This window comes from Microbulbifer maximicatervae (SeqCode), assembly GCF_052467225.1.
On record NZ_CP174303.1, the window covers coordinates 2,066,699 to 2,079,338 of the forward strand.

The window sequence follows — 12,640 nt, forward strand, 5'->3', positions numbered from 1 at the left end:
TTGATGTCTAGCGGTGAGTGCGTGTTTTATCTCTCCAATAATCAGTGAAAAGTGAACATAGTGGAAGTGTTTAAACGACTATGGAAAATGTCAATGCTATTTGCTCTGGCATTTTGGGCTCTCCTTGCTGAAGCTGACCTCTTTGGTTCGTCTCCCACAGCTGAAGTAATTAGTCCAAGTAAAATGGATGTCGAAGTGAATGATTCACTTAGGCAGTTATCGTTTAGTGAGTATGAAAGGGGAATTAAACGAAATGAACTTAATATCCTTGAAGTCGTGCATCAAGCGGTGGGTTGGCACCCCCTAATTGCAGAAGCAATAGGTAGTCTTTACCAGCAGAGGCAGGGCGTCCGTTCCGCAAGGTCAGGATATTTCCCGCAGTTGAGTGCTGGTGTTGTGGCTGGACATGATTCTGAATATAAGCGTGAAGGTGATGGTCACGCATTTCAGATGAATGTTTCACAGATGGTTTACGACTTTGGCAAAGTATCCAGTAGCGTTTCTGTTGCCCAAGCAGGGGTGCAAAGATCGCAAGCTGAAGTTCTCCAATCTATTGATGAAGTTGCAAGGAGAACTGCAAAAGCTGCAATTGAAGTTCAACGTTACCAGTCACTTCTAATTACTTCTGATGCACAAGTTCAAGGTGTATCTGCTATTGCCAGACTTGTGCAAATTCGAAAAGAACGAGGGGTGAGTTCTCGCTCAGATGTTTTACAAGCTCAGTCTAGAGTAGATGCTGCGCAGGCCTCCAAGCAACAGGTTGAAGCCCTGTTGCGTCGATGGCGTAGCACGCTACAAAAATTAACAGGTTTTCAGTCCCCTTTTCGGGTTGCTATGTATGTTCCGGAAGATGTCGCCCAAGCTTGTGACGTTGAATCGTTTAATCTGTCCTCTGTTCCAGAGGTTCTAGTTGCCGAAGCAGATAGAGCTGAGGCAGAAGCGAAACTAAAGTTGGCAAAAGCAAACACTTGGCCGACATTCACTTTGGACGGTAATGTAAATCAATATTTGGATCAAAACTATGTAGATGCCAACGCCCTCAATGAAAATGAAAAAGCCATCTTCCTAAATGTTTCCATGCCTATATACCAAGGCGGAAAAATAGCTGCTGGTCGAGAAGGCGCTAATTATGCTTTACAGTCAGCGGATGCTGCTCGGGATTCAGCTCAGCTGTCAGCAACCCAAAAGTATCGGGAGGCACAAGAGGAGGCAGAAGGGTTAATGCGAAGTTTGGGGGCGCTTAGTGCCAGGGAAAGTGCAATTGCAGAAACAAGGGATCTCTATAAGCAGCAATACTCCACCTTGGGAACAAGAACTTTAATTGATTTGCTCAATTCAGAGCAGGAATTACACCTTGCCCGCCTGGAAAAAAATAATACGATTTTTGATTTGCATTTATTAAAAATTGACTGCTTACATAGTCGTGGCGGTATGCGTGAAGCCTTCAAGCTAGAAGGTATTCAAATTCAGGGCGTGGAGGTGTTGCCTTGAATAATAACCAAATTGAAAGTACTAATGATGGTGAAGGTTCATCTTTAGATACCTCTAATATGGCATCTGACTTTGATCCATGGTGTGAGGCAATTATTGCCATTGCACGATATTATCGTATCGACTGTTCGGCCGAGAGAGTGCGAATAGCGGGAAATTGGGGGGGCTGTGATTCGGTAGAAGGTGTTATTCGTCAGATGTCGCGGCAAGCAGGCCTAACGGTTAAATTTTGCCCATTCACAGAGTCTGCGATTAATTCTTGGAGATTGCCTGTTGTAGCACAAACGATAGATGGACAGTTGATTGTCATCGATTCTGTATCCAAGCAAGAGCAACTGAGTGTTACCTACTGTGGCGATAAAGGCCTAAAAACGAGTGTGCCTCTGTGTGAGTTGAAGAGTCAAATTTTAAGTTTGGCAATATTCCGGCCTAGGCGTACAGCGACTGATTCTAGAATTGATGAGTATATTAAGCCCCACGATAAACATTGGTTTCGACGTATTATATTACGGGACTTAAAACCCTACTTTCATGTGATGATTGCTACTACAATCGCTAATTCATTGGCGTTAGCAGGCATCATTTTTTCCAAGCAAGTCTATGATCGAGTAATCCCCGCCGAGTCATTGCCAACACTTTATGTCCTTTTTAGTGGTGTTGTGGTTGCCATTGTTTTTGACTTCATTATGAGAACCATGCGGGTCAGGGTAACGGATCTGTTGGGAAAACGTGCGGATATTCGTATGTCAGATTTAGTTTTTGGCCATGCTATTCGGGTCAAAGATCAGGCAAGGCCAAAGTCTACAGGGACCTTTATTTCACAAATTAGAGATCTTGAAAGAATAAGAGAGTTGTTTACATCCTCGACAATACTGGCACTCGCGGACCTTCCATTTTTTATACTTTTTCTGTTTGTTATGTGGTGGATTGCAGGAAGCCTGGCATTAATTCCTTTGGTAGCAGTCTTCCTACTGATAATTCCTGGTTTGCTACTTCAGCCAAAATTGGCAACTCTCTCCAAAGAATCAATCAGAGAGGGTGCTCTGCGCAATGCCATGCTAATTGAGACAGTGCAGGGACTTGAAGATATAAAAGCCATGCAGGCAGAGCAGAGATTTCAAGGGCAGTGGAATCACTTCAATGCCATTACCGCCGAATCCAGTCTTAAATTGCGGTATTTGGTAGGGCTGTTACTGAGTTGGACTCACAATGTTCAATCATCGGTTTTTGCTGTTGTTGTTCTTTTTGGGGCGCCGATGGTAATGGAAGGGGGTATGACGACCGGTGCTTTGGTAGCGGCCTCGATTCTGGGCTCCAGAATGATGGCGCCAATGGCAAACATCACCCAAGTTCTTAGTCGGTGGCAGCAGGCTAGGTTTGCGATGCAGGGTATTGATCAAATTATGCAGCTGCCGGTTGATAATCCTGAAAATGAAAAAAAAGTACAAAAATCAGTTATCCAGGGCAATTATCACTTTCAGCAAACGGTATATAACTACGGAGATAGTGCTGCTGAACCGGCACTGATTATTTCCGACCTAAAAATACATCAAGGTGAGCGAATTGCGATCCTGGGCAGAAATGGGTCAGGGAAGTCAACCTTTTTACATGCTTTATCGGGATACATTGAGCCTGCCAGGGGGCAGTTGCGGCTTGATGATGTGAGCCTTGCCCACATAGATCCTGCTGATGTCAGGCGTGATGTTTCCCTGCTTAGTCAGAAAACAGGCCTTTTCCATGGCACTATTTATGAAAACCTGGTGCTAGGCGCCCCGTATGCCAGTGATGAGGAAATTATGTGGGCGCTTGATATGACAGGCGCCAAGGCTTTTGTTAACAAGCTTCCAAAAGGGTTGGGGTGCTTGATCCAGGAAGGAGGGTTTGGACTCTCTGGAGGACAAAAGCAATCTCTACTTCTAGCCCGCCTGCTTCTACGCCAACCAAATGTTCTTTTGTTAGATGAGCCAACGTCAGCCCTGGATGAAGCTACTGAGAAGCGGTTTATTCATGCTCTTTCACAGTGGAGTGCTGAGCGGACAGTTGTAGTCGCTACTCATAGAACAAGTATTCTAAATTTTGTGGATCGCGTAATAGTTTTAGATAGCGGCAGAGTTGCTTTAGATGAGCCCAAAGATAAGGCGATTTCCATATTGTCACGACAAAAAGGCAAAGATACCCAACAGGGTGAGAAGGTTTCATAGACAAATTTTGGCGAGGTAGCCATGTCAAACGCAGATGGTCACGATTTGCTATTACACCCTCGGCGAGAACCAAAACGCGTTGCCCTACTAGATATAGACTCACAAAATGACGAAAAGCAGTATGGCGATGATGTTGATGATGCATCTCTGGTTCGTTCTGGAAGAATTGTTTGGGTGTTTTTCCTACTTCTCGCAGCGTCAGTGACTTGGTCATATCTCGCTAAAGTCGATGAAGTGTCATCGGGTAGTGGAAAAGTAGTGCCAACTTCACGTTCACAAATTATTCAGTCTTTGGAGGGGGGCATACTTGCTGATTTAAAAGTATCTGAGGGAGATATTGTCGAGAAAGGAGAGGTGTTAGCACAACTGGATCCGACAAAGCTTCGCTCAAATGTAGATGAAATTTCAGCAAGATATAGAGCTGCTCTTGCAAGCGTTTCCCGCCTAAATGCCGAAGTAAATGGAATACCAATAAAATTCCCGGAAGAACTTTCAGAGTTCACCGAACTTATTGCTACAGAAAAGAAGTTATTTGATATAAGACAGCGAGGTCTGGCGGAATCCCTTCGTGGTTCAAAAGAAACATTAGAGTTGGTTAACAAGGAGCTAACTATCACAACTTCTTTACTTGATTCCGGGGCGGCTAGTAGTGTCGATGTGTTGCGTCTGCAACGGCAGAAGTCAGAACTGGAAACCAAAATTCTGGAAATCAAGTCCGATTATATGGTCAGGGCTCGAGAAGAGCTTGCCAATGTTAGAGCAGAAGTTGAGTCACTTTCTTCCGTAAAAGAGGGGCGGTCTGACTCCTTGACCCGGTTGACTCATCGATCTCCTGTGAGGGGTATCGTTAAGGCTATTGAAGTTACGACAATAGGCGGAGTTGTGCCACCCAATGGAAAATTAATGGAGATAGTTCCTCTGGACGATCAGCTCTTAATTGAGGCAAAAATATCACCTAGAGATGTGGCATTTATCCGTCCTGGACAGGCTGCCAAGGTAAAAATAACAGCTTATGAGTATGCAGTATATGGAGGCTTAGATGGTGAGGTTACGACTATATCTCCAGATACAATACAAGATGAATTTACACCAGGGGAGTATTATTATCGGGTTTTTATCCTAACTGAAAAAGATTCCTTGATAAATAAAGTTGGAAAGAAATTCCCAATTGTGCCAGGGATGATTGCTACGGTGGATATCAAAACAGGATCAAAAACCATCTTTGATTATCTGTTAAAGCCGATTAACAGAGCAAGTGAAGCTTTACGAGAGAGATAGCGGTGGGAATTGATGCTTGGTAGCAAAATCGCGTTTTCGGTGTTTTGTATTTTTCTCGGCCTTTTTGGTTTTTGGTGCGGTGCAGCAGCTGATAGCAAGAAGGTTACCTTGTCCGCAGAAGTTACTATAGAAAATCACTCTGAACGTGATGTCATAGGGTATATTCACAGATTGTCGATGCCAGTTGAAACCGGATTGCAGCAGTCATTAAAAGAGATAAGATACGATTATCCTGAAAATTTTGTTATCAAGGATCATAAGAAGGGAGATTCCAAGTATATAGAGGTAAGACTAGACATACCTGCAGGAAAGGTCGTCAAGCGAAAATTTCATTTTGACCTTTTGTTGAGTTCTTATGATTATGCCAAAATTTCTCGAGGTCGTGAGCCTTATCCGGCTAAAAAATATCTTCAGCCAGCAAAATATATTGAATCAGATGCTTTGGCAATAAAAAAATTGTCCTTGGAAATTCAGAATACGTTTTCTGATGAAGAGGGGCGATTGCGAGCTGCATTTCTCTTACCTCAAGCTGTTATCGAATATAAAATCCAACCGACAAAAGGCGCACTAGCGGCACTCGAGTCAAGAAAGGGCGATTGTACAGAGTATGCAGCTCTCTTTGTTGCTTTGGCCCGTTCAATGGGCTATCCAGCAAGGGTCACGTCTGAGTTTCTTTTTACCAAAAGAAAGCAATTTAAACAACCCAATCATCATGCTGCTGAGGTCTATATGAATGGACGCTGGATGCCGGTAGATCCTAATTTGGCTCAGGAGTCTCGATTTGGATATGGATTTGGTCGAGGACAGCTCAGTAAAATTACCCTTACCCGCGATTTTACTTGGGTGTGGTCCAATTTGTGGCCTAAAGAATTTAGGGGAAATGTAGACCAAACAAAGGTCGCTATTGAGTGGAGCTTACAATAGCGACTACTTGTTCTGATATATTTTGTAGACTGAATTTTATTCTGTTTTCAAGGTCTGCCCTGTTTTTTGGAATTTATCTAGCAGTGCAGGAATAGAGCCAAAATCTGAATCCCGCCTTGAGCCTTTTAAAAGGATAAGGTCTGAATCCTGACAAAAGTCTGTTAGATAACTTACCAAGGCGGGAGCTTCGGAAAAGTGAGGGCCCAATAATTCATCAGGTAGCACCTTGCGAAGATACTCCATCTCCTCGCCATGGGTTATTACCCAATTTACCTGGCTTTGAATAAGAGGTTCAGCAAGGCTCTCATGAAGTTCCTTGGCTTTTTCGCCTAGATGCACGATTCGGCCTAGAACGGCAATCTTTCTTCCTTTATCTTGAGTTTCAGTTTGTGCAAATACGGAAAAAGCATTAAGCATTGAGCTAACAGTAGCATTCCAACTATCATCGATCAGACTAATGGATTTTCCATGTACTTTTATGCGGGTGCGCTGTAGGTGGCTGTCATCTAACTGTAGTTCTTGTAGTTTTAATGCCGCTGCATCGATATCTCTGCCCAAGGCATAGACTGCGCAAATGGAGGCTACAGCATTGTGTAGCATACCGATACTTGGAGCAGGAACGCGAAGTTCCAATTCCCTCTTAGGGAATTTCAGTTGGACCCAGCTACCAGATTCATCGGTACGTACTCCCAGAATACGAACTTCAGCATTAGGACTTTCCCCAAAGATGATGATTCGCTTTGCATGTTTCTTGGCTTTCTTCAATACATAGTCAAAGCACTTTAGATGCTCTCCAGCAATAGCGATAGCGGAGCCAGTAAGACCATCATAAATTCGTGACTTCCAACGAGCAGTATCTTCGACACATTTTACGTGGTGACTAGTTTGAGACATTCCAATTTCGGTTATTAAGGCAATAGTGGGTTTTACTTGATGTGTAATAGGGCCACGTTTCATCCATAGGGCACTTTGAGCAACTTCTATAACTGCGACTTCATGATCTTGATTCAGGCTAGCCATCATCGACGGCGCACCTACGCGAGAGTTATAGTTCCCCATACTGGAAAGTATTTTTTCTCTTGTTCCCAGCATTTGGGTAATCATCTTGAGTGTTGTTGACTTCCCCGCAGTGCCAGTAATCGCTATTACATCACCAGTAAATCGCTCCCTTGCCGCTAAACCTAATTCGACAATAACTTTGATTGGGTCTTTTACCTGGAGTACAGGGAGATCTTTTGGAAGTCCAGCAACGGGTTTGGATACAATTACTCCGGCAATTTGATCGGCAAAAGAAGGGAGTTTCTGGTGGAAATCCCAAAATTTGGTTGGCTTTTTTGAGCTTTGTTCATGGTAAGCTCGATCAAGGTTAGTGTGTGCAACGAATAGAATAGGGTCAAGAGACTCCTCTATAAAGCTACTCCCTGAGATTACGCTTCGTACAAACCATCCCTTTGGGGGAGGGACCAACCATCTGCCACCTGCAATTGCATTAATTTGTTCTTCGTTCCAAGTTTGACCTGGATGATGTTGATAAACAACCGGTGGGAACTCGGTCATATAACTTGGGACTCTGGGACGAGTGGAGGGCTTCTTCCCCAGTAGATTCAGTTGGGTAATCATTCCCCCTACGAGTATGGGTTTAATCTGGGTGGTGTTTGAAATTAGGCCTACGGCTAAATGTAAATGTACAGGTTGAAGTTCATTCTTTGCTGGTGCTCTTATTCCATACAGGTCTCGGTAGATTACCCCCGGCTGCCATTTTGTGGTGGGTACCTGCCAATCACAGGGATCATGGTCCATCGATTTTCCCCAATAAGGCATAGATGTTTCCTTAATGGGGATAGCTCGAAAGTCCAGGCGAAAATCTTCCTGTACTTTCTCGTCAGTAGTCCAGAAGGATTCTACCCACAGCATCTGGCGAGTTTTTATTTCACGGGGATAAAACCTGACACCTAATAATTTAAGTGGTCCGCATTCAAGCGGAGGGATCTGCGCATCCAGGGGTACTTGATCTACTGTCCAGTTTGGACTCAATGGACGCTGCTGCTTAATCGGGTCCCGTTTGTAATGGGTTTTAAAGAGATGTGGTAATTTACGGTATTGTCTATCCGGAGGCGAAAGCAAAATGGTTCCGCTACCATCTGAATTCGGTACTAGGTTTGTTCCCAGAGCTGAACAGAATTTGGAAAATCGTTGGGTAAGCTCTTTTGCGCTATCTCCACTCAACTGCTTGCTAAAGCCAAATCCGACACCTACAGGTACAAAGACAACCTTTTCTACTCCTTTTTCACTTAAGTAAAGCCGAAAGACTCCACTATCTGCCAAGCTTCGCCGAACTGCATCAAATAATAGATCCCCGGCGTCATGGATGATTGGCCGATTCTTATAGACTTCAATACCTTGTAGGTTATGCGCACTGGTACCCAGAATACCATCTGCCCCTGCATCGATAATGGCATGACCAATAGCGATTTCGTCTTCGCTGGGTTCGGGTTCTCTGTTGCCTCCCCAGTGAACAGCGACAAGTACTATATGAGCTTTCTCTCGCGCGGCCTCAATTCGAGGCTTCAAATTGTCGAACCAGAGACTGGGCATGGTTAGTGGCAAGTGTGCACATCCGGGAGTATTTGGACCTGCTGCAAATCGGGGTTGTGTAGCATCAAGAGAAAAAATGGCTACATTAAGTCGACCTGCCGGGCGATATACTGGGGCCAGAGCTTCTTCGATATTGATGCCTGAGCCTGTGTGCCCGATACCGGTTTCGTTGAGCCAATACTGCTGTTCCATTAACGCAGCAGTGCCATAGTCTCCACTGTGATTATTTGCAGTGACAACAACATCAATACCGGCTTCCATTAATACCGAAAGCATTTCGGGCCGGGCTCGGTAATAGTATGGGGACGATTCGCCTTTACTGATCCCTTGCTCACCCTCAGTTCCGACGACACACTCTAAGTTAACGACGCTTATATCTGCGTTTTTTAGGGCAATGACTGTGCCGAGTACTTTTTCGGTGCCAAATTGGGCCGTACGGTAATGCTGCCTCCGGGCTAAGTTAACATCTCCTCCCCAAGCGAGCACTGGTAGTGACTTGTGGGAGCCGGCAGTTGGCTCGACGGTCATTTCTTGGTATGCCTCCTCAATATCCTCGGGTGCACTTTGGGGCGTAAGCAGGTACTTTCGATAGGCGACAAAACCAGATAGGTAGTGCTCGACATCATCGATACGGATTCTGAAGGCATGGTGCCGGATAAAGAAGCTTCCCAATATACGTTTGGGATTCTTGAAATACATAGCGAATTCAGGCCAAAAATACCCATTTAGAAGGTACATCGCACGCTTATGTAGTGCCCTGTAAAAGTGTTTAAGGTCTACCTGGTCAAGTAAATATTGGAACTCGGGCTCTTTGCCCAAGCGAGTTACCATCTTTTCAGCTGCCATCATCAATTCAAGCAGAGTAGGGAATGTGGTTATCCTATTCTCCACAAAATCCAAATAGCTGGCGAAGTTTCGAATACCGAACTGGTAGTACTTCTCTTCGGGGCGATAAAGGGTTAACTCATTAACGCAGTAGCTTAACCAGTGATCGTGAGCACGCCAGTGATTGGCTTGAATGAAATAATCAAATGCCTTTTCAACCAAATTTAGCCAGCGTGAATCTTTAGTAAAGCCATAGAGCCGCATCAAACCAAAGGCAGCTTCACCGTCGTAATAGATGACCCTATGTTTATCTTTAACTTGAAGATCTGGATATTCAAGAACATGGGAGAACTGCCCGGTGATTGAGTCCTGCATATACTCTATCCCAAGTGCTAATTGCTCCATCAGTTTGGAATACTTGTCGGTTTTCGTTGCCTCAGAGTACTTTACCAGGGCTAACAGTGATACTGCGTTGCCCCCTAGTTTTATTTCATTATTTGCCTCTACCAAAAAAGCTCCCTCAGCACCTGAGGGGAGGGTGGCGGTCTGAATTAGCTCTGTTGTAAGGTGTTCCAGTGATCGATGTATGGAGGTCATTAGAGCTTTGTCGCCAGTAACCTCCCAGGCTTCAATCATCGAATAAGTACTACTGGCATGTCGTAAGTTGTTATAGGTGTCGATCTTCCGGTCGAAACAGGCGTGCCAACCATAGTGGAAGGAGCCATTCTTTTTGACTTGAGAGCTTAAGTAGTTACTGCTGTTTCTAATCAATTCAGAGACAGTATTAGTATCTAATTTTTCTATGACACGTCGGCCGGCATCTAAACCGGGTCCGTAGAGGCAAACGGGCTGACGCTTGGATTCACAGAAAACTCCCTGAGTTGAAAGCAGAAGCACAGTCTTTTCTTCTGAAAAATCCAGCTCGGTATTTATACCGAATCTTTGCTTAGCGTAGGCAAGAAAATTGTTCTCATTAATAATGACATGATCAATCTGATTTCCGCCATAGAGCATGGCATTAGCATTTAGCTCTTGCTCCAGGAATGCTATTTCGCAGTCCATATCAAGTGCGAGGCCATAGCGGAAATACGACCTCTTGGTGTCTTTAAGGATTTCTTCCAAGCCTGCAAATGTCATTGTGCTTTTTTGGGTGACCCAATCGACACGTAACCAACAGGGTTCCATCTTGTGCGACTTTGCTGCCCTTTGGATTGTCTTTGCTAAGGCTTGCCAGGCTTCCGAAATATCTGCCGCCGTTTTATGTTTTACGATGGCACGCTTCTTTACATCGCTAATTGAAAAAAACAACGTATAAGGAGGGCGTTGGCTCCTCAATGCCTGCTCAACCTGAGCACGCACTTGAACGAGCATGTTGGATAGGGACATGTCGCGACTTATCTCTCTATTAAAAAAGCGTGGCAGTATTTTTTCTGCTGGTCGGCTCGGGTGCTTTTCCTGAACGAGTATAGACGCGGGGGAAGATTCTGCTTTTAGTGGTTTGTACTGGGGTGGTGTGTGGCAAATATTTTTTTGTTTTATCTGTCAATTTGGGTTTTCAAAACAAATCTTGTCAGATAGTATTGGGTAACCGTATTCAGAATGATTGTTGTGCAACTCGCTCAGATTATTCTCTATTAACCTGTAATTAACAGTGTGGGTTAATACCAAGGTTTAGCCGTAGGGCAGGAGCATTTTCTGCCAAGAAGGAAACCCGGGATCTTATCATCTCGGGTTTTTTTGTCGGTAAATATAGGTTGTTTGTCTCAAATTCATCTTGCTTACTGAAACTCTTCTTTGTCTGCCTCTTAATTTTCTGAGGTAGGCTGCTTGCCCTCCCCAGAAAGATGGGCACCTTGGCCGAATAGTGAAAGAACCTTCCGGGTTTGTATTTGTACCAATGTCTTGCGGGCACTCGCCGAGTGGCCTTAGCGCCATTCTTTTATCTGGAACCAGCCAACTTAAACCATACAGGACAGGTGCCTCTATCGAATTGTTGGCAGTGAATCTATTGGAGTAGTAACCATGAATGGGAAGTGGTGGAGAAGCTTGAGGAGCTTCCCTCCGTTAGTTTGGATTATTTTAATTGGCAGTTTTTTTAGCCGAGGAACTTATTTTATGGTCTGGCCTTTCCTGGCCATCCTTCTATTTGAAAAGTTTCACCTCGGCGCGGCTGAAATTGGTTTGATCTTGAGTGCATCTGCAGTTGGTGCTGCTGTATTGGGCTTCTTTACCGGTGCGCTATCGGATCGCTATGGGCGTCGCAATATGCTATTGCTTGGCTGTATTGTGAGTATTTTTTCCTTTGCCTTGTTGGCTGTGACGCAAACCTTGGCAGGATTTATCTGTGCGATGACCCTGTGTGCTATCGGTCGCGCGGTGTGGGAACCGCCGGCGAGTGCGCTGATAGGCGATTTAATTGACGATCAAGCCAGCCGTGAATTGGCGCTGCAATTCCGCTACTTCCTGATTAATGTGGGGGCCGCGCTGGGGCCCATTGTGGGTGTCTGGGCCGGTTTGAGTGCGCAGCAATCCACTTTTGGGCTCACCTCTCTCAGCTACCTACTCTTAGCCCTGGCCTTTGTTTGGGGTTTTGCTAGAACCGAGAGCGGGCGTTTAGCGAGTAAGCAAAGGGATGCGGGCGTATCTCTGGGAAATACGCTTTCGGTATTGCGCCGTGATCAGGTATTTCTGGTGGTGATTATTGCGAATATTTTAACACTGTTTATCTATGCGCATATGGATTCAAGCTTGGTGCAATACCTCACCCGCGCTGAAGCGCCGGGATTGGTAGAGCTGATATCCAGCATGATCTTTGTTAATGCGTCGACGATAGTATTACTGCAGTTTCCCATTATGAAGTTAATGGGGCCGCTGGCCATTAACACCCGTATTGTGATTGGGTTGGGTATTTTGTCGATCTCCCAGATTTGGTATGCCCTAAATCCGGTAGATTGGTTTTGGGGTTGGCTCGGAGCGACTTTTATTTTGAGCCTGGCTGAGGCAATTTTGTTTCCAACCATGAGCATTCAAATTGACCGGCTGGCACCATCCCATTTACGCGGTACCTATTTTGGGGCCTCTTCCTTTTATGCCATTGGCTGGTCGATGGCGCCATTAATTGGTGGAGTGATTATTCAATGGTGGAGTGGCCCGGCCTTATACGGCTTGTTAGTGGCGTTATGTGGAGTCGTGTTTGTGCTCTATCGCCTTACCGAGTATCTGTCTCGCCCTGAGTGGCCTGAGCCTGAGGGAACGGTAGTCGCGGATCGAGTCGCCAATGTGTCCTAGAACGGGATACAGAATTTAAGGGCAAAAAAATACCCCCG

Annotated in this window: 6 protein-coding genes; 5 read left to right on the forward strand and 1 reads right to left on the reverse strand. The window is 45.0% G+C overall.

The features are described 5' to 3' along the window. The first annotated feature begins 60 nt into the window (after window positions 1-60). The 4 genes from ACJJIZ_RS09000 to ACJJIZ_RS09015 are packed head-to-tail and all read left to right on the forward strand — an operon-like array spanning window position 61 to window position 5,894. Window positions 61-1,491: a TolC family outer membrane protein gene (locus ACJJIZ_RS09000; RefSeq protein WP_444915912.1), complete on the forward strand. Its 1,431-nt coding sequence runs from the start codon at window positions 61-63 to the stop codon at window positions 1,489-1,491. Then, window positions 1,488-3,692 (forward strand): type I secretion system permease/ATPase, encoded by a 2,205-nt coding sequence (locus ACJJIZ_RS09005; protein ID WP_444915913.1) that lies wholly within the window; start codon window positions 1,488-1,490, stop codon window positions 3,690-3,692. Before ACJJIZ_RS09000 ends, ACJJIZ_RS09005 begins: the two co-directional genes overlap by 4 nt. 21 nt (window positions 3,693-3,713) lie before the next feature. Beyond that, window positions 3,714-4,970, forward strand: a complete 1,257-nt coding sequence (locus tag ACJJIZ_RS09010) for an HlyD family type I secretion periplasmic adaptor subunit (protein WP_444915914.1) — start codon at window positions 3,714-3,716, stop codon at window positions 4,968-4,970. A 12-nt stretch (window positions 4,971-4,982) separates the two neighbouring features. Next, window positions 4,983-5,894, forward strand: coding sequence for a transglutaminase-like domain-containing protein (locus ACJJIZ_RS09015; RefSeq protein WP_444915915.1), 912 nt, complete (start codon window positions 4,983-4,985; stop codon window positions 5,892-5,894). 36 nt (window positions 5,895-5,930) lie between these two features. Here ACJJIZ_RS09015 and ACJJIZ_RS09020 read toward each other — a convergent pair whose 3' ends face one another. Next, window positions 5,931-10,700 carry a CapA family protein gene (locus tag ACJJIZ_RS09020; protein ID WP_444915916.1) on the reverse strand — a complete coding sequence of 1,590 codons (4,770 nt, stop codon included), beginning with the start codon at window positions 10,698-10,700 and terminating at the stop codon, window positions 5,931-5,933. 636 nt (window positions 10,701-11,336) lie between these two features. On the opposite strand from ACJJIZ_RS09020, the gene ACJJIZ_RS09025 reads away from it, so the two are divergent. Continuing rightward, window positions 11,337-12,602 carry an MFS transporter gene (locus ACJJIZ_RS09025; protein WP_444915917.1) on the forward strand — a complete coding sequence of 422 codons (1,266 nt, stop codon included), beginning with the start codon at window positions 11,337-11,339 and terminating at the stop codon, window positions 12,600-12,602. Window positions 12,603-12,640: the final 38 nt, after the last annotated feature.